The organism is Streptomyces sp. NPDC007856 (genome assembly GCF_042868225.1).
Classification (GTDB): Bacteria; Actinomycetota; Actinomycetes; order Streptomycetales; family Streptomycetaceae; genus Streptomyces.
The window spans coordinates 421286-443209 of the sequence record NZ_JBIAEC010000001.1 but is presented as its reverse complement, the minus strand read 5'-3'; the positions used below and the strand labels follow the sequence as shown (position 1 = coordinate 443209).

Here is a 21924-nt window from a genome sequence, read left to right as displayed (position 1 = left end):
CGCCCCCGAAGGGGCGGGCGCGGGAACCGCACGAGCGACCACGGCGTCCCCGCACCCGGCGCCAGGGGTACCCGGAGCCGGCCGCCCGTCAGATGGTCGCCGTGTCGATCACGAAGCGGTAGCGGACGTCGCTCGACAGCACCCGCTCGTACGCCTCGTTGACCTGCTCCGCGCTGATCAGCTCGATCTCGGCGCCGATGCTGTGCTCCGCGCAGAAGTCCAGCATCTCCTGGGTCTCGGCGATGCCGCCGATCATCGAACCCGCGAGGGTCTTGCGGCCGCCGATCACCGAGAACAGGTTCAGGGCGATGGGCTCCTCGGGCGCGCCCACGTTGACCAGCGCGCCGTCCACCTTCAGCAGCGACAGCAGCGCGCCGAAGTCCATCGGCGCCGAGACCGTGGAGACGATCAGGTCGAAGGTGCCGGCCAGCTCGCCGAAGGTCTTCGGGTCGCTGGTGGCGTAGTAGTGGTCGGCGCCCAGCTTCAGGCCGTCGTCCTTCTTGCGCAGGGACTGCGACAGGACGGTCACCTCGGCGCCCATCGCGTGCGCGATCTTGACGGCCATGTGGCCCAGGCCGCCCAGTCCGACCACGGCGACCTTCTTGCCGGGTCCCGCGTTCCAGTGCCGGAGCGGCGAGTAGGTGGTGATGCCGGCGCAGAGCAGCGGGGCCGCCACGTCCAGCGACAGGCCGTCGGGGATGCGCACGACGTAGTTCTCGTCGACGACGATCTTCTCGGAGTAGCCGCCGTAGGTGGGCTCACCGTCCCTGCCGACGGCGTTGTACGTGCCGACCATGCCCTTGAGGCAGAACTGCTCCAGACCCCCCAGACAGTTCTCGCACTCACGGCAGGAGTCGACCATGCAGCCGACGCCCACCCGGTCCCCGACGGCGAACTTCGTCACACCGGGGCCGACCTCGGAGACCACGCCGGCGATCTCGTGGCCGGGCACCATCGGGAAGATGGCCTCGCCCCAGCCCTCGCGGGCCTGGTGGATGTCGGAGTGGCAGATTCCGGCGAACTTGATGTCGATCAGGACGTCGAACTCGCCGACCGCCCGCCGTTCGATGGTGGTCCGCTCCAGCGGAGCCTTCGCGGCGGGGGCGGCGTACGCAGCAACAGTGGTCATGCCGGGGTTCTCCTAGCAGGTGTTCCGTGCCCGGCCGCCTTCCGACCGGGTACGGCCCCCAGCCTGCCGCGGTCCCGGCCGGCCACCCAGACCACGCCTTTGCGTACGACCGCTGTGCCTACCACTGGCGGGGTCAGGCTGGTGCGCGTACGACCAGGAATACTGGACGCATGGCACACAGGGACTCAGCACCGCAGGCCGCAGCGGCCGCCGGGCGGCCGCTGGACCGGCGGGCCGAGCTGAGCGAGTTCCTGCGCAGCCGGCGGGCCCGGCTGAAACCGGAGGACGTGGGGCTGCCGGACTTCGGACGGCACCGGCGGGTGCCGGGGCTGCGCCGCGAGGAGCTGGCGCAGCTGGCCGGGGTGTCGGTGGCGTACTACACCCGGCTGGAACAGGGCAACGGCCGGAACGTCTCGGCGGAGATCCTGGACTCGATCGCCCGGGCGCTCAGGCTGACGGACGCCGAGCACGCGCATCTGACCCACCTGGCCAAGCCGAAGTCGCACAAGAAGAAGCCGGCGGCACGGCAGCAGCAGGTCCGGGTCGCGCTGCGGCAGCTGCTGGACACGATGGACGGCGTACCGGCGTACGTCGTGGGGCGCCGCTCGGAGATCCTCGCCTGGAACCGGATGGCGGCGGCGGTCTTCGGCGACTGGGCGGAGCTGCCGGCGGGCGAGCGCAACTGGGCGCGTCTGGTGTTCCTGCACCCGGACTACCGCGAGCTGTTCATCGACTGGGAGCAGAAGGCGATCGACATCGTCTGCGCCCTGCGCATGGACGCGGGCTGCCACCCGGACGACCCGAAGCTGTCGGCGCTCGTCGGCGAACTCTCCGTCAAGAGCGAGGAGTTCCGCCGGCTGTGGGCGACGCACGACGTCAAGGAGAAGAGCCACGGCGTCAAGCGTCTGCACCACCCGCTGGTCGGCGATCTCTCCTTGAACTTCGAGGGCTTCCGCCTGGCGGACGACTCCGAGCAGTCGCTGATCACCTATCACGCCGAGCCGGGCTCCCCGTCCGCCGACTCCCTGCGCCTCCTGGCCAGCTGGGGCACGGACGCGACGCGCGCGGTGCCGTCGGCGTAGACCTTCGTACGGCGCGTTCGTACGACGAAGGGGCACCCGGAGCCTCGCTCCGGGTGCCCCTCGCTCGTTCAGCGGGCGCTACGGCTCTACTTGCCGAAGTACGCGTCGTAGATCGTGATCTCCGACGTGTTGCCCTGCCTGTCGGTGATCTCGGCGCGGAAGGAGACGGACTTGCCCTTCGCCGGGTTCTTCACGGTGATCCTGCCGCCGCGGACGTCGACCTTCGTGAAGGTCTTGCCGTCGTAGGAGACGTACACCGCGAGGGACTTGAGGTTGCGGCCCGCGGCCGAGCCCTCGACGGTGACCGGGAAGGTGACGGTCCTGCCGGCGGCGACCCGGCTGTCCAGGCCGGTCGTGGCGCCGTAGTGCAGCACGGAGGCCGGGAGCTGGACGGCGGCGCCGGACACCTTCTTGGAGCGGAAGGTCCAGGTCGCGTCGATCCGCGAGGAGGCCTGGGCGACCTTCGCCGAGCGCTCGACCGAGGTGGTCAGCCGGTACGCGGCGTCACCGGCCGGGACCTTGAAGGTCGTGTCGCCGAACAGCGGGTCCTCGTTGGAGCCGACCTTGGTGCCGTCGCGGTACAGGGTCGTGTTCACCGAGGTGAACTCCGAGTACCCGGCGTGGCTGCCGGAGTCGGCGAACAGCGGCAGCGAACCGTAGATCTCGTCGCCGTTGCGGAACAGGCCGAGGTCCTTGTCGACGTGCGGGCCGAAGACGGCGGTGTTGACCGTCCGGGTGTAGCTGTGGCCGGCCTTGAAGGAGGACTGGCCGAGCGTGTAGCCCGCGTCCTGGACCGGGAAGCCGTCCTGGTCGCGCCCGCCGTACTGGCTGAAGTCCAGGTCCCACAGGACCCCGCCGCCCGCGGACACGTGCAGGGTGCGGGTGCCGGGCAGCTTCTGCGGGATGCCCACGGAGGAGGCGCTGGAGCTGCCGGGCAGCCAGCCGATGGCGCTGATCGAGCCGGTCTTGCCGCTCGCCGCGGCACCGAGCCGGGCCTTGACGGTGGCCAGCTCACCCGTCTTCCAGTGCTTGGTGTAGCCGGTGGCGAGCTGTCTGACCGGGCCGCCGGAGGTGACGTCGTACTCCTCGCTCGTGCCCTTGCTCCAGTGGCCGTCCCACTGCTGGAACAGCTGGCCGGCGGGCAGCTTCGGGCCCAGGTGGGCGGTGCGGAAGTTCCTGTACGAGTCCAGGAACCAGCTGTAGCTGTACTCGCCGTCGCCGAGCGTCAGGGAGTACCCCGGTGCGGCGAACTCAGGCTTGGCGCCCGCGGCCGGGACGGTGATGTCCACCGGCCTGGCCTTGCGCGCGTCGATGGTGACGGTCTGCTTCTTGGAGACGGTCAGCTTCGGCTCGGCGATCCAGTCGGTGCCCTTGGTGCCGTTCTTGTCCACGAAGACGGCGGAGTTCAGGATGTACGTGCCCTTGGGCGCGCGCACCTTCACCGTGCCGGACTTGTCGTACGGGCTTAGCTCCGTGCCGCTCGCCAGACCGGCCACACCGCTGAGGGTGGCGTTGTAGAACTGGCCCGGCTTGCCGTCACGGCCGATGACCTTGAGCGTGATGTCGTACGACTCCACCTCGCGCTCCACCGCGGCGGCCGTGCGGACCGTCTGGCCGGCGCCGGTCGCGGTCACGTACGCGGAGTAGGCGCCGTCGAGGGTGCCGCCGAGCCTGGTGTCGACGGTGAGGCCGACGGAGGCCTTGCCGTGCGCGGGGACCGTCAGCTTCGTCGCGGCGAGCCTGAAGAAGCCGGACGGGGCGGCATGGCCCTTGGGGTCGAGGGCGGTGCTGCTCAGGCTGAGCGTGACGTCCTTGTCGCCGAGGTTGCGGTACGTCACCTTCTTGGTGACCGGCTTGTCGTCGGTGTGCGGCCACTGCTGCATCCCGAAGCTCACCGACACCGGGTCGGCGATCACGGACTGCCCGATGGCCTTGTCCACCGCGATTCGGCCCGAACCCTGCTGGTACGGCGTGTAGTTGCCGCCCTTGGCGGAGCCGGTCAGCGCGCCCTTCAGCTCGGCGTAGCCCCAGTCGGGGTGCTCCTGCTTCAGGATCGCGGCGGCGCCCGCGACGTGCGGGGTGGCCATCGAGGTGCCGGAGATGGTCAGGTAGCCCTCGGGCTTCTCGCCGACCTCCTGGTCGATGACGCTGCCCTTGGCAGCGGCGGCGGTGATGTCCACGCCGGGCGCGGTGACGTCGGGCTTGATGGCGTAGTCGCCGAGGCGCGGGCCGGTGGAGGAGAAGTCGGCGAGCTTGTCCTTCTTGTCGACGGCGCCGACGGTGAGCGCGGCGTCGGCGCTGCCCGGCGAACTGATCGAGTCGGGCCCGTCGTTGCCCGCGGCGATGGCGAACAGGATGCCCTTGGTGGCGGACAGCTTGTCGACCTCGGCCTCGAGCGGGTCGATGCCGGGGCTGTCGTAGCCGCCGAGGCTGAGGTTGACGACGGAGGCGCCCTGCTGGGCCGCCCACTCCATGCCGGCCAGGATGCCGGAGTCGTCACCGGAGCCGGTGTCGTCCAGGACCTTGCCGTTGAGGATCTCGGCGTCCGGGGCGACTCCCTTGTACTTGCCGCCCGACTTGGCGCCGGTGCCCGCCACGATGGAGGCGACGTGGGTGCCGTGCCCGAAGTGGTCGGTGGCGTCGGCGGCGCCGGAGAAGTTCCTGGACGCGATCACCTGGTCCTTGAGGTCCGGGTGGCTGGTGTCCACGCCGGTGTCCAGGACGGCGACCTTCACGCCCTTGCCGGTGTAGCCGGCCTTCCAGGCGACCGGTGCGCCGATCTGCGGCACGGACTTGTCGAGGGAGGCCTTGCGGACGCCGTCGAGCCAGACGTGTGCGATGCCGGAGGCGGTGGTGTCCCCGCGGGTGACGGCGTGCCACAGCGCGGCGGTGTCCTTGACCGGCGTCTGCACGGCGTCGGCGTTGAGGGCGCTCAGGCTCCGGCGCAGCTTGCCCGCGCCACGGACGTCCGCCTTGGCGGCCGCGGCGGATCCGGTGTAGCCGACGATGACCTTGAGGCCGTTCCTCTGGGCCCGGCGGGTGGCGGCCTTGTTCAACTCGGTGACGTCGAACAGGCGCTGGTCCAGCTTGCCGGAGGCGACCAGGTGGGCCGCGTCGACCGGGATGACCAGCGTGTGGCCATCGGTCCTGCGGACCTGGAAGGGTATGTGCTCGCGGCCCTTGGCCCGCTGGAGGCCGACGATCCGGCCCTTGGCGTCGAGGACGACACGGTCACCGGTGATGAGCGTGACATGGGTCTTCGCCCTCGCCGCGAGCGCGGAGGCGGCGGCCGGGGTGCGCTCGGCGGGCCTCGCCGCCGCCGGGCTGGTCATACCCGCTGCGAGGGCGACGGCTGCGGCCGTGGCCACGCTGGCCGCAGCAGCTCTTTTCACTTGTCTGCGCAAGTTCTCCCCCTGGAGATGGAGTAGCGGGCGAATTCCCCGTTCACCCGACCGGGGGTGGTCTCGTACGCAGGAGCGTCAACCCCCCGGATCACGCAGTATGCCGGGGGGTGATCAGTCGGCTCAATGGATGAGAGGACGGTAAGAAAGAGCGACGGGAAACTGTTACGCCGTGGCCGGGACACCGTTACACAACCGCGAAGTGCACTGTCGGCGAGCGACGTTACGGGCCGTCAGGCGCCCGCGTTCTGATGAAGGTCAACCCGTGCTCCTTCCATAGGCACGGTCCCGCACTTGAACCCGGCGACGACATCGGCCGACCCAGCGAGCCCACACCGACGTCAACAGAAGTGGTGCGGTGCCGCCCTCGAAGGGCGGCACCGGGAAGCTGTGGGACGGGTCGTCGGACCGTGAACCGTCAGACGGCCGAACCGGCCTTCCACTGGGCCCAGTCCATGTTCCAGCCGTTGAGGCCGTTGTCCGGGGCGACGGTCTTGTCGCCGGTGTTCTGGACGACGACCACGTCACCGATCAGGGAGTTGCTGTAGAACCAGGCGGCCGGGGTGCTCGCGTCGCCGGCGCCCTTGACGTCCTGCAGGCCGACACAGCCGTGGCTGGTGTTGACGTTGCCGAACACGGACGGCGCGCCCCAGTAGTTGCCGTGGATGAAGGTGCCGGAGTTGGTCAGGCGCATGGCGTGCGGCACGTCCTTGATGTCGTACTCGCCCTTGCCGTCGGAGTCCTTGAAGCCGACGGTGGCGCCGTTCATACGGGTCTGCTTGAACTTCTCCGAGATCACCATCTGGCCCTCGTAGGTGGTGTGCTCGGGGGCGCCGGCGGAGATCGGGATGGTCTTGACGACCTTGCCGTCCTGCGTGACCTTCATCTGCTTGGTCTTCGCGTCGACGTAGGAGACCTGGTTGCGGCCGATGTGGAAGGTGACCGTCTTCTGCTGGATGCCGGTGACGCCGGGCGCGCCCTGGACGCCGTCGAGGGCGAGCTTCAGGGTGACGGTGGCGCCTTCCTTCCAGTACTGCTCCGGACGGCAGTCCATGCGGTTGGCGTTGAACCAGTGGCAGGCGACCTCCTGGCCGCTGCTGGAGGTGACCGTGACGCCCTTCTGCACGGCCGCCTTGTTGGTGATCGCCTTGTCGAAGTCGATCGAGACCGGCATGCCGACACCGACCGTGGAGCCGTCCTCCGGGGTGAAGGTGCCGATGAAGCTGTTGGCCGGGGAGACGGTGGTGAAGGAGGCGTTCTCGTTGGCTATGCGGCCCTGAGCGTCCTTGGCCGCCGCGGCGACCTTGTAGGTGGTCGAGCGCTGCAGCTGGACGGTGGGCTTCCAGCTCGTCTTGTCGGCGGAGAGCTGACCGGCGACGGCCTTGCCGTCCTGGGTGGTCATGGTGACGCCGGTGAGCGTGCCCTTGCTGACCGTCACGGCGGCGGAGTTGTTGATCGACGCGTTGTCGGAGCCGTCCTTCGGCGTGATCGTGATCTGGGCCTCGGAAGACTTCTTCGCGGCCGCCGCGTCGGCCTGGGCCTGCGAGGATTCACCCTTGTCGGACGACTTGGAGTTGCCGCCGCCGGAACAGCCCGTGAGGGCCAGGACACCACCGAGCAGTGCGGACGCGGCCATCAGACCCTTGCGCCGCTTACTGTCCGTCATCACACGCTTCTCCATCGTCGCCGATTCGCCGAAAACCCCGAGTGCCCCCGCAAGAACCTTCAACGCTACGGCCACGCCGCCCCGTTCCACACACGTGGGATCTGTGGGGCACACCACGTCCGCGATGCGCGGGGGCGCCGGTGGCACGGGAGTCCCTGCGCCCCCGAGAAGACGAAACCCCGGACGGCGGTTGCCGTCCGGGGTCAGCGCTGTCCCGGAACGCTCAGCCGATGCCGCCCTCTTCCTCGTCCTCCTCATCGTCCTCATCCAGCTCCCAGTCGGGCGAGTCCGGGTCGTAGTCGATCCGCTCACTCGACCAGGACGCCTGCTGGAGCTCCACCCCGGGCACCTCGCTGACCAGATCGAACGGGTCCACGAGATATGCCAGGGCCTCCGCGGTGTCTTCCGTCACAGCGGCCTCGGCCTGGCTCCGCTCCGCCGCGGGCAGCTCCGGATCGGCGGCGAGCCGGCGCAGCGCGGCCTTGGTGACCGCGTCCTCGTCCTGCACTTCGAGGACCAGCTCCACTCGAAGCCGTACAAAACGTGATGTCTCTTCAGCGTTCATGGCGCGAGCGTACGACTGAAACCTCCCGTGACTTTCCTGTGACCCGCGACTTTCACTAACATCGCTCCCCACGGCCAATTCGCCAGCGTCACAAGGGGATCGATATTCCGTGTCATCCGCTCGCCGTCCGCTGCTGACCGCCACCGCCGCGGGCACCCTGTTGTGCGCGCTGTGGTTCGTCCCGTCCGCGAACGCGTCGCAGGACTCCTCGGGCAGAGCGAGCGCGGAAACCTCCACCACACAGCTGACCCAGCAGGCCAGGGCGGTGTCGCAGGCGACCGCCGAGACCGCTCGGGAGGCGGCGGACGACACCCAACTCGCCGACACCGGAAGCATCGACACCACACCGTACGTCGTCGGCGGCACCCTCTTCCTCGGTGTGGGAGCGGGCTTCGTGGTGTACTCGGTGCGCCGCGAACGCCTGGGCTTTTGAATTCCCTTGCCGAATCTTTGATGGGCCGCACACAGTTCGGCCATGAAGAGATCATCGGGCGTACGGCTGTGCGCCACGGCAGCTGTGGGTGCACTGTCGTTCGTCCTTGTCACGGGCTGTTCCGGCGGGGATTCCGGCGGGGATGCGAAGGGCTCCGGTACGACCGCGAAGGCGCTGGGCGCCGCGGAGTTGAAGAAGCTGATCATCGCCGGGGGCGAGGTGCCCGGCTTCAAGGTGGGGGCGGTGCCGGCCACCCGGTCCAGGGCCATCACCAGCGACAGCGCGTCCTGTCGGCCGCTGGCCCGTGTGATGAGCGGGCTCCCGCCGGCCGACGCGGCGGCCAGGACCGACCGTATGGCGACGGAGAACCAGAAGAAGACCCCCACGGCCAAGCCGACCTCCCTGGACGACGTCGACGAGGGGACGTTCGAGGAGACGATGCACAAGTCCCTGGACCGCGACATCACCACGGTCACCCTGGCGTCGTACGACGGGGACGGCGCCGAGAAGCCCCTCGCGTCGGTCTCCACCGCGGTGAAGGACTGCGCGAGCGGCTTCCCCGCCCAGCAGGCCGGTACCAAGCTGCGGTTCACCAAGGTCGCCGAGGAGAAGGCGACGGGCACCGGGGACGGTTCGGTGGCGTTCACCGCGACCATGAACTCGGGCGACGGGGACCCGGCGCCCGCCCGTGCCGAGGTCGTCCGGCTCGGAAACACCCTGTCGGTCTATTTCACGACGAACCTGGGCGCGATCATGGCCAAGAAGGCGTACACGGTGTCGCCGGAGGTCGTCAAAGCCCAGCAGGCCAAGCTGAAGTGACACGACAACAGGGGCCCCGCACCGGCAGGGCCCCTGTTCTCGCGCGGAGACGTTACTGCAGCGGGCCGGTGACCGACTCCACCGCGGTGACGAGGTGACCCTCACGCACGAACGCGTCGGCGGCGGCCAGGTCGGGCGCCAGGAACCGGTCCGGGCCCGGCCCCTGCACACCGGCGGCGCGCACGGCCTCGATCACGGCCTGGGAGGCGGGCGCCGGGGTGAGGCCCTCGCGCAGCTCGATGGCGCGGGTGGCCGCGTACAGCTCGATGGCGATGATCCGGGTCAGGTTGTCCACGGCGGTGCGCAGCTTGCGCGCGGCCGACCAGCCCATGGACACGTGGTCCTCCTGCATGGCGGAGGACGGGATGGAGTCCGCGGAGGCCGGTACGGCGAGCCGCTTCATCTCGCTGACCAGGGCGGCCTGCGTGTACTGGGCGATCATCAGGCCGGAGTCCACACCCGCGTCGTCGGCGAGGAACGGCGGCAGACCGTGGCTGCGGTTCTTGTCGAGCAGCCGGTCGGTGCGGCGCTCGGCGATGGAGCCGAGGTCGGCGGCGGCGACGGCGAGGAAGTCCAGGACGTAGGCCACGGGCGCGCCGTGGAAGTTGCCGTTGGACTCCACGCGGCCGTCGGGCAGCACGACCGGGTTGTCCACGGCGGAGGCCAGCTCCCGCTCGGCGACCAGCCGGGCGTGCGCCATGGTGTCGCGCCCGGCACCGGCGACCTGCGGGGCACAGCGCACGGAGTAGGCGTCCTGGACGCGGGGGGCGTCGTCCTGGTGGTGCCCGGTGAGCTGCGAACCCTTCAGCACCGCCAGCATGTTGGCGGCGGAGGCGCCCTGGCCCGGGTGCGGGCGGATGGCGTGCAGCTCCGGCGCGAGCACCTTGTCCGTCCCGAGCAGTGCCTCCAGGCTGAGGGCGGCGGTGACGTCGGCGGACTTGTAGAGGGTGTCGAGGTCGGCGAGGGCCATGATCAGCATGCCGAGCATGCCGTCGGTGCCGTTGAGAAGGGCCAGTCCCTCCTTCTCGCGCAGCTCGACCGGCTTGATCCCGTGTTCGGCGAGCAGCTCGCCGGCGGGCCGTACGACCCCGTCGGGCCCCTCCGCGTCTCCCTCGCCCATGAGGGCCAGGGCGCAGTGGGACAGCGGGGCCAGGTCGCCGGAGCAGCCGAGGGAGCCGTACTCGTGCACGACCGGGGTGATCCCGGCGTTGAGCACGTCCGCCATGGTCTGCGCGACCTCGGGCCGGACGCCGGTGTGCCCGGAGCAGACGGTCTTCAGCCGCAGGAACATCAGGGCACGTACGACCTCGCGCTCGACCCGCGGCCCCATGCCGGCGGCGTGCGAGCGGACGATGTTGCGCTGCAGCTGCGCGCGCAGTTCCTGGCTGATGTGCCGGGTCGCCAGGGCGCCGAAGCCGGTGGAGACGCCGTAGACCGGGTCCGGCTTGGCCGCCAGCGCGTCCACGATCTCGCGGGCCGCCGCCAGGGCCGCCACCGCCTCGGCCGACAGTTCGACACGGGCCCCGCCGCGCGCCACGGCGAGCACGTCGGACGCCGTGACACCCGACGTCCCCACCACCACAGTGTGCATATCCATATTCAGGAGCGTACGCATTGAATGCGGAGATGTCACTAGTGGAGTACGGGAGCGACCCTTACCGATCCGTGTGGGCTTCGCCTCACGGCCGGCGCCCGCGGAAGCGGCGCCGTTCGGCGGGCGACACGTGCGGCGGCTCGTCGGCCAGCCGTACGACCGGGTCCTGCGGCCCGTCCCGGCCCGCCACCACCGGCCGGTCGCCGCGCAGGGCCTTGGCCCGGTACTGGGCGGCGTCGGCGAGCCGGAACAGCCGCCGCGCGTCCTGCACCTCCCCGATCGGGTCCTCGGTCGAGGCGACCCCGCACGCCACGCCTTCCCCCAGCTCCAACTCCCCGGCCCGGCGGCACAGTTCGTCGGCGGCCTTGACCACGTCGTCGGCGGGCGGCCCGACGGCCAGCAGACAGAACTCGTCCCCGCCGAGCCGCGCGACCAGCGCGCCCGGCACCATGGCGCCACACAGCGACAGCACCGAGCCGAAGCGTTCCAGCAGCCGGTCGCCGACGGCGTGCCCGAGGGTGTCGTTGACCCGTTTCAGCCCGTTGAGATCGCAGACGACGAGGCTGACGACCACGCCCTCCGTGCGATGCCGCTCGACCGCCTCCTCCAGGCGCACGTCCACGGCCCGGCGGTTGGCGAGTCCGGTGAGGGCGTCGGTGTACGCGAGCCGGCGGGCCTCCTCCAGCCGCTCGGTCTGCGCGAGCCCGGCCGCGACGACGGCAGCCAGCACGGTCGCGAAGTCGGAGTCGGCCCGGTCGAACACGGGCGCCTCGACGGGCCGGGCGACGTACAACTCGCCCCAGGCCCTGCCGTGCAGCAGGACGGGGGCGACGACACAGCATCCGCGTCCGCGTCGCCGCAGGGCGGCGACACGCCGATGGAAGTACCCGGGGGTGCCGGCGGCGGTCCCCTCGGCCGTCTCCACCCATGCGTTCGGTCCGCCCCCGCCGGCCCAGCGCTCGTGCAGGAACTCGGTGATCTCCGGGAACTGGTGCACGGGATAGGCCTCGGACTCGGGGAACTCCTCCTCGTCCGGGCGCCGGTCCCCCACGTTCACGAGGACCCGCAGCCGGCCCAGCTCGCGCTCCCACACCGACAGCGCGGCGAAGCTGCCGTCCAGCGCCCGGCAGGCGCCGAGCGCGGCGGCCTGCCACGAGTCCCGCGGAGTGTGCGCCGCCGCCATGCCCTGCGCCAGCGCCACGACTGCGGCTAGCCGCCTATCCTCGCCCATTACTCCAGGTTAGGGATGATTTGCGGCAATCGGGACATTGGCGGGGCGAACAGGCGGGGTGGAGTCACAGGCCGCTCACTCGCCGGGCCACTCCGGCTTGCGCTTCTCGTTGAAGGCCGCCACGCCTTCCGCCCGGTCCCCGGAGAACGCCACCGCACGCCACGCGGCGTCCTCGACCTCCAGGCCCGCCCGGAGGTCGAGACCGTGCCCCAGCCGCAGGGCGCGCTTGGCGGCCCGCAGGCCGACCGGTGAGTTGCCGGCGATGCCGGCGGCCAGCGCCAGCGCCTCCTCGCGGTCGCGGCCCTCGTCCACGAGCCGGTCGACCAGCCCCAGCTCGGCCGCCTCGGCCGCCTCCACCCGCCGGGCCGAGAAGATCAGCTCGGCCGCCCGAGCCGCCCCGACCCGCCGCGGCAGCAGCTGCGTACCGCCGCCGCCGGGAATCACGCCCACGGACACCTCCGGCAGCCCCACCACCGCCGTACGGTCGGCCACGATCAGGTCGCAGGACAGGGCCAGTTCGAAGCCCCCGCCCAGCGCGAACCCGTGCACCGCCGCGATGGTCGGCATCGGCAGCTCCAGCACCCCGGTGTACGCGCCGCGCGTCAGCGGCCGCTGCCGCAGCAGATCGGCGTCGCTGAAGGAGTTCCGCTCCTTCAGGTCCGCGCCGACGCAGAACGCCCGCTCATGGCTGGAGGTCAGGACCACCACGCGCGCGTCCCGGTCGCCGGCCAGCGCCGTGCACGCGGCGGTGAGGGAGCGGGCCATCTCCGTCGAGACGGCGTTCATGGCCTTGGGCCGGTCCATGACCAGCTCCGCGACCCGCCCGTGCCGCCGTACCAGCACGAACTCCCCGAACCGCTCCTCGCTCATGGCACCCTCCGGCTCACTGTTAACCACGGTTAACGCATTGTCGGCCCGATCATCGCAGCCGCAGCCGACCCCGGGAAAGTCCAGGGGGCTACGCCCGTTCGAGTGACATCCCGGCCTTCTCACCCCACATCACCCACAGGACCGCATAGCGTGCGTCCGCCACGGCACGCCCGGGGCGCGGCCGGGAGGGGAACCGGGGAGGGGAACCATGGCGGCACCGATACGTGCACGTGCGGCGGAGACGGAAGAAGAGGGCCGGGACTCGGAAGAGCGCGGCGAGCCGGCCGGTGCGTCCGGCGTACGGCGCGGTCGGCACCGCAAACCGCGCCCCCGCAAGGTGCTGCTGGCGGCCGGCGGTCTCGCCCTGGCGGCGGGCGTGCTCAGCCTGGTCCGGGTCTCGCCGGAGTCGGGCGTCGGCGCCCCGGGCACGGCGGAGGCCGAGCCCCGCGCCGGCGCCGGCGGCGGCGCCACGGACCACGCGGCGAACACCGCCGCGACGACGGCCGCCGGCCCCACCGCACTGCCCTCGGCGACCTCCGTCATGGGCGGCAGAAGCCTCGCGCCGGCCGACACGGCCACGGCCACCGGTCCGGCGGCGCCGAGCGCACCGACGGGACGCACCACCGCACCGACCGCGACCGCCCTGCCGACCGCTCCGGGCTCCACCACCGGCGCCACACCGGGGCCCTCGGCGACGACATCCGCGCCGCGCCCGGCCCCCACGACCGCCGCACCCGCGCCGACCACCCCGGCGCCCGGCCACAGCGCCCCCGCGCCAGGCCCGGGCGGGCTGTGCGTACCGGTGCTCGGCCTGTGCGTGGACGTCCGCTGAGCAGGTCGCAGCGCCTACGACTGGCCGTCGCGGCGGGTGAGCAGCCAGGGCTCCACCACACCGAGGCCACGCACCGGGCGCTGCCACATCGGCTGGAGCGCGAAGCGGTACTTCGGCGGCTCCTCGCCCTCCTTCTCGGCGGCGGCAGCGGCCTCGGCCGCCTCGGCCTCGGAGGCGGGAGCCTCGCCCGTGCGGATCAGCTCCTCGGCCAAGGCGCTGTCCACCAGCACGGCGTCCCGGGGCGCTATGGACGTCAGCCGGGAAGCCAGGTTGACCGTCGTACCGAACACATCACCCATACGAGTGGTGACCGTGCCGAACGCCATGCCGACCCGCAGCTCGGGCATGGTCTCGTCGTTCGCCAGCGTCTCGACCAGGCGCAGCGCGATGTCCGCGGCCGTACCGGAGTCGTCCGCCGCGTACAGCACCTCGTCGCCGAGGGTCTTGATGAGCCGGCCGCCGCGCGCGGCCACCAGGTCGGCGGCGGTGGTCTCGAAGGCCTCGACCAGCTCGCCGAGCTCCTCCTCCTCCATCCGCCGGGTCAGCCGGGTGAACCCCACCAGGTCGGCGAAGCCGACGGCGAGCCGCCGGTCGACCATCTCCTCGTCGTCGGCCGACTGCACAACACGCCCGGCCGAGGCGGCGAGCTGCCGCCGCCACACATAGACCAGGAACTCCTCCAGCTCGGGCAGGAGCAGCTCGACGATCGGGTACGTCACCTCGGTGCGGGTCATCCCGGGCTCGGGCGGCTCGGTCAGGCCCTCCAGGAAGGAATCCATCTGCCACTCGGCCAACCGGGCGGTGGTCTGCCCGGTGGACCGGGCCACCTGCACCGCCATGGCCTCGCTGAGCAGCCCCGCCTCGACGAGACCGGCGAGCCGGCGCAGAGCGAGCACGTCGGCCTCCGTCAACGCCTTGGCCTGCCCGATGTCCGCGAACCCCATCGCCCGCCAGAACCGGGACGCCAGCTCCATGGAGACACCGGCGCTGCGGGCCGCCTGGAACGGCGTGTAGCGGCGCTCGGCGCCCAGGATGAGCTGTTCGAGGCGCAGGGCCAGCGGGTCCTCGCCGGGGTCGGCGGCGTCCGCGCCCGCACCGGAGCCCGTGTCGTCGACGGTCACGCCTGCTGCCCTTCCGATCTGTCGCGGTCAGGTATCGACCGGCCTCAACTCTACGGCAGGTGTGCGCCAGCTCACTCCGTTGGGTTTGGCCGACGGTTCACTTCCCGGTACCGGATGTGCTCCCCGACGTTGGCGCCGGCCACCCCCGGGGGGCTGCGCCCCCGGACCCCGCATCGGGGCAGGTCCGGGGCGACCCCCGCCGTCGCCCAGCACCGGTCCACCGTGGCTGCTCGCGCAGTTCCCCGCGCCCCTTTGGGGCGCTGCCCGTGCCGTCGGCTTCCTGGCCCCGGCGGCACCGCAGCCGCCCACGGCGGAAAGGGGACGTGCCGGGGGTGTCCGCCCGCAGCGGTTGGCGCGTCGACACCGGGACCTGACCGGCCGACCGATTCCGCGCCGTTCCGAGGACGGAAACCCCCCGGCGCGCCCCGACCCAAAAACGGCACTCGGCGCTACGCGCGCCCCCATCCAGCCGCAGAGGCGCCGCAGGCACCCGCGCACACCCCACCCAGCCGCAGAGGCGCCGCAGGCACCCGCGCCGCAGGCACCCGCTCACGCAGGCCGCAGATGCACGATGTCCCCCGCACCCACAGGCTCCTGCACCCCCGCCTCCGTGGCGATGACGAGACGGCCGTCCCCGTCGACCGCCACCGCCTCGCCCACGATCGACCGCTCCCCCGGCAACTCGGCCCGCACGGCACGCCCCAGCGTGGCGCACCCCGCCGCGTACGTCTCCTGAAGACCGCTCACCGCGGGGTCACCCCCCGCGCCCCGCCACCGCCCGTACCAGTCCTCCAGCGCCCGCAGCGCCGCCCGCAGCAGCGGATCCCGGTCCGTCGAGACCGCCCCGGCCAGCGCCAGCGACCCCGCCTGCGGCACCGGCAGCTCCTCCGCCCGCAGGGTGACGTTGATGCCGACGCCGATGACCACACCGTCCGTACCGGCCCGCTCGGCGAGGATGCCCCCCGCCTTGCGCTCCTCGCCCGCCACGGTCACCAGCAGGTCGTTCGGCCACTTCAGGGCCGTGTCCACGCCCGCCGCCCGGGACAGCCCGGTCGCCACGGCGACACCGGTGAGCAGCGGCAGCCAGCCCCACCGGGCCACGGGCACCTCGGCGGGCCGCAGGAACACGGAGAAGAACAGGCCCGAGCGCGCCGGCGCCGTCCACCGGCGGTCCAGGCGCCCCTTGCCGGCCGTCTGCTCCTCCGCCACCAGCACCGCCCCCTCCTCGGCCTTCCCGGCGGCGGCCCGGGCGACCAGGTCGGCGTTGGTGGAGCCGGTGCGCTGCACCACGTCCACCGCGCTGTACAGGCTCCCCTCCCGGACCAGCGCGCGCCGCAGTGCCGCGGCGTTCAGGGGCGGACGGTCCAGGTCGGACCAGCGGCTGTCGTCTGATGCATTGTGCGGCGTCATGCAAGTCACCCTAGGTGTGGGAAACGCCGCACTGCCGACCCACAGGCCCAGCACTACTCTACGGATGAGTAACCGTCCCCCCCTTTTGAGCAGGCAGGGAGCCGCGATCCCGATGTCCGAGCCGGAAGAGATCGATATCCACACGACCGCGGGCAAGCTCGCGGATCTGCAGCGCCGCATCCACGAGGCGACGCACGCCGGCTCGGAGCGCGCCGTCGAAAAGCAGCACGCGAAGGGCAAGCTGACGGCCCGTGAGCGGATCGAGCTGCTGCTCGACGAGGGCTCCTTCGTCGAGCTCGACGAGTTCGCCCGGCACCGGTCCACGAACTTCGGTCTGGAGAAGAACCGGCCGTACGGGGACGGTGTCGTCACCGGGTACGGCACCGTCGACGGCCGCCCCGTCGCCGTGTTCTCCCAGGACTTCACGGTCTTCGGCGGCGCCCTCGGCGAGGTCTACGGCCAGAAGATCGTCAAGGTGATGGACTTCGCGCTGAAGACCGGCTGCCCGGTCGTCGGCATCAACGACTCCGGCGGCGCCCGCATCCAGGAAGGCGTGGCCTCCCTCGGCGCCTACGGCGAGATCTTCCGCCGCAACACCCACGCCTCCGGTGTGATCCCGCAGATCAGCCTGGTCGTCGGCCCCTGCGCGGGCGGCGCGGTCTACTCCCCGGCGATCACCGACTTCACGGTCATGGTCGACCAGACCTCCCACATGTTCATCACCGGCCCGGACGTCATCAAGACCGTCACGGGCGAGGACGTCGGTTTCGAGGAGCTGGGCGGCGCCCGCACCCACAACACCGCCTCCGGCGTGGCCCACCACATGGCCGGCGACGAGAAGGACGCCATCGAGTACGTCAAGCAGCTGCTGTCGTACCTGCCGTCCAACAACCTCTCCGAGGCCCCGGTCTTCCCGGAGGAGGCGGACCTCGCGGTCAACGACGAGGACCGCGAGCTGGACACCGTCGTCCCGGACAGCGCGAACCAGCCGTACGACATGCACACGGTGATCGAACACGTCCTGGACGACGGCGAGTTCTTCGAGACGCAGTCGCTGTTCGCGCCGAACATCCTCACCGGCTTCGGCCGGGTCGAGGGTCACCCGGTGGGCGTGGTCGCCAACCAGCCGATGCAGTTCGCCGGCTGCCTGGACATCGACGCGTCCGAGAAGGCCTCCCGGTTCGTGCGCACGTGCGACGCCTTCAACATCCCCGTGCTCACCTTCGTCGACGTACCCGGGTTCCTCCCCGGTGTCGACCAGGAGCACACCGGCATCATCCGGCGCGGCGCCAAGCTGATCTACGCCTACGCCGAGGCCACCGTCCCGCTCATCACGGTCATCACCCGCAAGGCCTTCGGCGGCGCCTACGACGTCATGGGCTCCAAGCATCTGGGTGCCGACCTCAACCTGGCCTGGCCCACCGCCCAGATCGCCGTCATGGGCGCCCAGGGCGCGGTCAACATCCTGCACCGCCGCACCATCGCCGAGGCGGAGTCCGCCGGAGACGGCGAGGCCACCCGGGCCCGGCTGATCCAGGAGTACGAGGACACCCTCCTCAACCCCTACATCGCGGCCGAGCGCGGCTACATCGACGCGGTGATCATGCCGTCCGACACCCGTGCCCACATCGTCCGCGGCCTGCGTCAGCTGCGCACGAAGCGGGAATCCCTGCCTCCGAAGAAGCACGGCAACATCCCCCTGTAAGGAGCCGCTGTGACGATCAGAGTCGTACGGGGCAACCCGACCCCGGAGGAGCTGGCCGCCGCCCTGGCGGTGGTCCGCGCCCGCGCCGCGGCGGCAGCAGCGGCACCGCCCGGCGCGAAGGGCCCGAGGGACGCGTGGTCCGACCCGGGCAGAATCGCCGCCGCCCACCTGCCCAAGCCGGGGCCGGCGTCATGGACTCGCACCTACTGGCCGAGCTGAGGGGTGTCAACTCAGGGGCGCGGGGCTGTCTCGATGTGCGGCTCCGCCGCGTGGGCGCACAGTGGTACAGCTCAGGGCGCCAATTGAGTACTCATACTCAGGCGCCCTCCCCCACCGGCCCGCACGCTGGACGAGTGCTGTGGTCAGACCCCGAAGACGAGCCGCCGAAGGACATGCGCGAAGCGCATGACATGCTCCGGCGGCTCGGCTTTCTCATGGCCGTCGCCATGATCCTGGCGATGCTGGCCATCGGCCTGAGGTGAGCCGAACGGCACCCCGCGACTAACCTGACCGCATGACTGCTACGCACCGCAGGTCTACGCGCCGCAGGCGACTCGTGCTCGCCTCGAAGTCCCCCGCCCGTCTGGGCCTCCTCCGTCAGGCCGGCCTCGACCCCGAGGTGATCGTCAGCGGCGTCGACGAGGACGCCCTCACCGCCCCCACCCCCGCGGAGCTGGCGCTCGCCCTGGCCGAGGCGAAGGCCTCGGTCGTGGCGGCGAAGCCGGAGGTGCAGGGCGCCCTGGTGATCGGCTGCGACTCGGTGCTGGAGCTGGACGGGCAGGCCCTCGGCAAGCCCGCCGACGCCGAGGAGGCGACCGCCCGCTGGAAGGCGATGCGCGGGCGCGCCGGGACCCTCCAGACGGGGCACTGCATCTGGGACACGGAGGCCAAGCGGTACGTGTCCGGCACCGCCTCCACCGTGGTCTTCTTCGGTGAGCCCAGCGACGAGGAGATCGCGGCGTACGTGGCCTCCGGGGAACCCCTCTACGTCGCCGGGGCCTTCACCCTGGACGGCCGTTCGGCGCCGTTCATCGAGGGCATCGAGGGCGACCACGGCAATGTGATCGGCATCAGCCTGCCCCTGGTGCGCAAGCTGCTGGCCGAACTGGGCGTCGGTATCACGGAGTTGTGGTCACCGGACGAGTGATCCGGGCGGGCACGGAGTCCTGGGGCTCGTCGTCCCCGTCCTGCGGCTCCTCCGCAGGCGGGGCCGGCGAGCCGGCCGCGCCCGGAGCCGTGACCGGTTCGGCCTCGGCCTTCGGGTCGCCGCCCGCGTCCGCACCGCCCTCGGCCGCGGCCGGCTCCGGGCCGCCGTCACGGTCGTACGTCATCAGAAGCAGGACGACGAGGCCGAGCACCGCCACCATGAACAGGAACGCCGTCCAGCCGACCAGGCCCCAGGTGAAGGCGCCCAGCAGGCCGTGCACGACCGCCACGCTGATCAGCAGGACGCGACCCAAGCCCGCCGGGGCGCGGTCGCGTATCGCGACCAGGAGGGCCACCAGGGCGCACAGCGCGAAGTAGAGGCCGAAGACCAGCCCGCCGATCTTCGAGGACACCGACATCATGTGCGGATCGAGGCCGGCCAGGGACATCTTCTGCCGGTCGACGACCACGCCGAGGAACCAGTTCAGCGCCGCGACGAAGACCGCCTCCGCCAGGAGGACGACCGCCACGACCCACGCCACCGGTCTGCGCACCACCGGTCCCCACCCACTCTCAAGCCGCGCTGACTGTTACCACAGGTACGTTCGAGCCATCGCGCACGCTACTAACGGGTAAACCCCGGGACAAGGGTTCGCGCGGCAGCAAAGAATCATTGGGCCATTCGTAGGGACTCGACAAAGAAACAGAGTGGGCCGCAGCACGCCCTCACAGAGACCTTGACCACATGGCCGGGCTAGGGTTTCCCGGAGGAGTCCTGCGTACCGGGGTGCGACAAGGCTTTTCGCCGGTCGAGCGAGCCTCGAATCACGCTCCGTGTGGGCAAGCTCACCACTGGGGACGGGTCGAAGTGCCGTGTCGGCAGTCCCTAAACTCGGCTTGTTTCAAGGAGGGAGCCTCAATCGTGCGCAAGGTGCTCATCGCCAACCGTGGCGAAATCGCTGTCCGCGTGGCCCGAGCCTGTCGGGACGCCGGGATCGCGAGCGTGGCCGTCTACGCCGACCCGGACCGGGACGCTCTGCATGTCCGCGTCGCGGATGAGGCGTTCGCCCTGGGCGGTGACACACCGGCCACCAGCTATCTGGACATCGAGAAGGTGCTGATCGCGGCGCGCGAGTCCGGCGCGGACGCCATCCACCCGGGCTACGGCTTCCTGTCGGAGAACGCCGACTTCGCCCAGGCGGTGCTGGACGCCGGCCTGATCTGGATCGGCCCGCCGCCGCAGGCCATCCGCGACCTGGGTGACAAGGTCGCCGCCCGCCACATCGCGCAGCGCGCCGGCGCCCCGCTGGTGGCCGGCACCCCGGACCCGGTGAGCGGTGCCGAGGAGGTCGTGGCCTTCGCTGAGCAGCACGGCCTGCCGATCGCGATCAAGGCCGCCTTCGGTGGCGGCGGCCGCGGCCTGAAGGTCGCCCGCACCCTCGAAGAGGTCCCCGAGCTGTACGACTCGGCGGTTCGCGAGGCGGTCGCCGCCTTCGGCCGCGGTGAGTGCTTCGTCGAGCGCTACCTGGACCGTCCGCGGCACGTGGAGACCCAGTGCCTGGCCGACAAGCACGGCAACGTGGTCGTCGTATCCACGCGTGACTGCTCGCTGCAGCGCCGGCACCAGAAGCTGGTGGAGGAGGCCCCGGCCCCGTTCCTGAGCGACGAGCAGGTCGCCGAGCTGTACCGCGCCTCCAAGGCCATCCTGAAGGAGGCCCGCTACGAGGGCGCGGGGACCTGCGAGTTCCTGGTCGGCCAGGACGGCACGATCTCCTTCCTGGAGGTCAACACCCGCCTCCAGGTCGAGCACCCGGTGACCGAGGAGGTCGCCGGCATCGACCTGGTGCGCGAGATGTTCCGCATCGCCGACGGCGAGGAGCTGGGCTACGACGACCCGGCGCTGCGGGGCCACTCCTTCGAGTTCCGCATCAACGGCGAGGACCCGGGCCGCAACTTCCTCCCCGCCCCCGGCACGGTCACCCGGTTCGACGCCCCGTCCGGCCCCGGTGTCCGCCTGGACGCGGGCGTGGAGTCCGGCTCGGTCATCGGCCCGGCGTGGGACTCCCTGCTGGCCAAGCTGATCGTCACGGGCCGTACCCGCAAGGAGGCCCTGGAGCGGGCCGCGCGCGCCCTGGAGGAGTTCCAGGTCGAGGGCATGGCCACGGCGATCCCCTTCCACCGCGCGGTGGTCGTGGACCCGGCGTTCGCCCCCGAACTGATCGGTTCCACCGACCCGTTCACGGTCCACACCCGCTGGATCGAGACCGAGTTCGTGAACGAGATCAAGCCGTTCGCCGCCCCCGCCGAGGCCGAGGCCGAGGAGGACGCGGGCCGCGAGACGGTCGTCGTCGAGGTCGGCGGCAAGCGCCTGGAGGTCTCCCTCCCGGCCTCCCTCGGCATGTCCCTGGCCCGCACCGGCCTCGCGGCCGGCGCCAAGCCGAAGCGCCGCGCGGCCAAGAAGTCCGGCCCCGTCGCCTCCGGCGACACGCTCGCCTCCCCGATGCAGGGCACGATCGTCAAGGTCGCGGTCGAGGAGGGCCAGGAGGTCAAGGAGGGCGACCTGGTCGTCGTCCTGGAGGCCATGAAGATGGAGCAGCCCCTCAACGCGCACAAGGCGGGCACCATCAAGGGCCTGAGCGCGGAGGTCGGCGCCTCCGTCACGTCCGGCGCGGCGATCTGCGAGATCAAGGACTGACGGCACCAGTCCGAGTAACGCCCGGTGGACCGACTTCGGTCGGCCTGCCGGGCGTTCCGCCTTTCAGCGAGGCGGGCGAGCTGCGACTCCCTGGGGGCGCGGTCCGTGTCGGGCACGGACCCCCACCGAGAAGGACTGACGGCACCAGTCCGAGTAACGCCCGGTGGACCGACTTCGGTCGGCCTGCCGGGCGTTCCGCCTTTCAGCGAGGCGGGCGAGCTGCGA

General features: G+C 71.4%; 18 protein-coding genes and 1 pseudogene. 9 read left to right on the top strand and 10 right to left on the bottom strand.

The window, feature by feature from the left end; translation table 11 throughout:
• Nucleotides 1-88 precede the first annotated feature (88 nt).
• Nucleotides 89-1129 (bottom strand): NAD(P)-dependent alcohol dehydrogenase, encoded by a 1041-nt coding sequence (locus ACFYOH_RS02155; protein WP_388620098.1) that lies wholly within the window; start codon nt 1127-1129, stop codon nt 89-91.
• A gap of 170 nt (nt 1130-1299) precedes the next feature.
• Between ACFYOH_RS02155 and ACFYOH_RS02150 the strand changes: the two genes are divergently transcribed.
• Complete coding sequence (locus ACFYOH_RS02150; RefSeq protein WP_388620095.1) at nt 1300-2211, top strand: helix-turn-helix domain-containing protein; 912 nt, start codon at nt 1300-1302, stop codon at nt 2209-2211.
• A gap of 86 nt (nt 2212-2297) precedes the next feature.
• Here the strand turns inward: ACFYOH_RS02150 and ACFYOH_RS02145 are convergent, their stop codons facing one another.
• The 3 genes from ACFYOH_RS02145 to ACFYOH_RS02135 form a co-directional block, all read right to left on the bottom strand.
• The gene (locus tag ACFYOH_RS02145; RefSeq protein WP_388620092.1) at nt 2298-5603 is read right to left on the bottom strand and encodes a S8 family serine peptidase; all 3306 of its coding nucleotides are present in this window, start codon (nt 5601-5603) and stop codon (nt 2298-2300) included.
• Nucleotides 5604-6030: 427 nt separating this feature from the next.
• Nucleotides 6031-7278, bottom strand: coding sequence for an Ig-like domain-containing protein (locus tag ACFYOH_RS02140; RefSeq protein WP_388620089.1), 1248 nt, complete (start codon nt 7276-7278; stop codon nt 6031-6033).
• Between the two features lie 223 nt (nt 7279-7501).
• On the bottom strand, nt 7502-7843 hold the full coding sequence (locus tag ACFYOH_RS02135) for a hypothetical protein (protein WP_388620086.1): 342 nt from the start codon (nt 7841-7843) through the stop codon (nt 7502-7504).
• Between the two features lie 109 nt (nt 7844-7952).
• Here ACFYOH_RS02135 and ACFYOH_RS02130 point away from each other — a divergent pair, with 109 nt between their 5' ends.
• Both ACFYOH_RS02130 and ACFYOH_RS02125 read left to right on the top strand, forming a co-directional pair.
• Nucleotides 7953-8276, top strand: a complete 324-nt coding sequence (locus ACFYOH_RS02130) for an LPXTG cell wall anchor domain-containing protein (protein ID WP_388620084.1) — start codon at nt 7953-7955, stop codon at nt 8274-8276.
• 42 nt (nt 8277-8318) lie between these two features.
• A complete protein-coding gene (locus ACFYOH_RS02125; protein ID WP_388620082.1) occupies nt 8319-9095 on the top strand; it encodes a hypothetical protein in 777 nt (258 codons plus the stop codon).
• 52 nt (nt 9096-9147) lie between these two features.
• On the opposite strand, the gene hutH is transcribed toward ACFYOH_RS02125, so the two are convergent.
• The 3 genes from hutH to ACFYOH_RS02110 all read right to left on the bottom strand — a co-directional run bounded on the left by hutH (nt 9148) and on the right by ACFYOH_RS02110 (nt 12790).
• Nucleotides 9148-10686: a histidine ammonia-lyase gene (gene hutH / locus ACFYOH_RS02120; protein ID WP_388621037.1), complete on the bottom strand. Its 1539-nt coding sequence runs from the start codon at nt 10684-10686 to the stop codon at nt 9148-9150.
• An 88-nt stretch (nt 10687-10774) separates the two neighbouring features.
• Nucleotides 10775-11920, bottom strand: coding sequence for a diguanylate cyclase domain-containing protein (locus tag ACFYOH_RS02115; RefSeq protein ID WP_388620079.1), 1146 nt, complete (start codon nt 11918-11920; stop codon nt 10775-10777).
• 75 nt (nt 11921-11995) lie between these two features.
• Nucleotides 11996-12790, bottom strand: a complete 795-nt coding sequence (locus ACFYOH_RS02110; RefSeq protein ID WP_388620077.1) for an enoyl-CoA hydratase/isomerase family protein — start codon at nt 12788-12790, stop codon at nt 11996-11998.
• Between the two features lie 208 nt (nt 12791-12998).
• Here ACFYOH_RS02110 and ACFYOH_RS02105 point away from each other — a divergent pair, with 208 nt between their 5' ends.
• The gene (locus tag ACFYOH_RS02105) at nt 12999-13622 is read left to right on the top strand and encodes a hypothetical protein (protein ID WP_388620074.1); all 624 of its coding nucleotides are present in this window, start codon (nt 12999-13001) and stop codon (nt 13620-13622) included.
• A gap of 14 nt (nt 13623-13636) precedes the next feature.
• On the opposite strand, the gene ACFYOH_RS02100 is transcribed toward ACFYOH_RS02105, so the two are convergent.
• Nucleotides 13637-14743: an adenylate/guanylate cyclase domain-containing protein gene (locus tag ACFYOH_RS02100; protein WP_388620071.1), complete on the bottom strand. Its 1107-nt coding sequence runs from the start codon at nt 14741-14743 to the stop codon at nt 13637-13639.
• A gap of 549 nt (nt 14744-15292) precedes the next feature.
• Nucleotides 15293-16153: a biotin--[acetyl-CoA-carboxylase] ligase gene (locus ACFYOH_RS02095; RefSeq protein ID WP_388620069.1), complete on the bottom strand. Its 861-nt coding sequence runs from the start codon at nt 16151-16153 to the stop codon at nt 15293-15295.
• A gap of 112 nt (nt 16154-16265) precedes the next feature.
• On the opposite strand from ACFYOH_RS02095, the gene ACFYOH_RS02090 reads away from it, so the two are divergent.
• From ACFYOH_RS02090 to ACFYOH_RS02075, 4 genes are all read left to right on the top strand, one after another.
• Nucleotides 16266-17858, top strand: coding sequence for an acyl-CoA carboxylase subunit beta (locus ACFYOH_RS02090; RefSeq protein WP_388620067.1), 1593 nt, complete (start codon nt 16266-16268; stop codon nt 17856-17858).
• A 9-nt stretch (nt 17859-17867) separates the two neighbouring features.
• A complete protein-coding gene (locus ACFYOH_RS02085) occupies nt 17868-18077 on the top strand; it encodes an acyl-CoA carboxylase epsilon subunit (RefSeq protein ID WP_388620064.1) in 210 nt (69 codons plus the stop codon).
• 134 nt (nt 18078-18211) lie between these two features.
• Nucleotides 18212-18340 (top strand): morphogenic membrane protein MmpB, encoded by a 129-nt coding sequence (mmpB, locus tag ACFYOH_RS02080; protein WP_388620061.1) that lies wholly within the window; start codon nt 18212-18214, stop codon nt 18338-18340.
• A gap of 32 nt (nt 18341-18372) precedes the next feature.
• A complete protein-coding gene (locus ACFYOH_RS02075; RefSeq protein WP_388620059.1) occupies nt 18373-19005 on the top strand; it encodes a Maf family protein in 633 nt (210 codons plus the stop codon).
• A gap of 64 nt (nt 19006-19069) precedes the next feature.
• On the opposite strand, the pseudogene ACFYOH_RS02070 reads toward ACFYOH_RS02075, so the two are convergent.
• Nucleotides 19070-19561: pseudogene (locus ACFYOH_RS02070) on the bottom strand (hypothetical protein); the annotation flags it as partial.
• A 365-nt stretch (nt 19562-19926) separates the two neighbouring features.
• On the opposite strand from ACFYOH_RS02070, the gene ACFYOH_RS02065 reads away from it, so the two are divergent.
• A complete protein-coding gene (locus ACFYOH_RS02065; protein ID WP_388620056.1) occupies nt 19927-21699 on the top strand; it encodes an acetyl/propionyl/methylcrotonyl-CoA carboxylase subunit alpha in 1773 nt (590 codons plus the stop codon).
• Nucleotides 21700-21924: the final 225 nt, after the last annotated feature.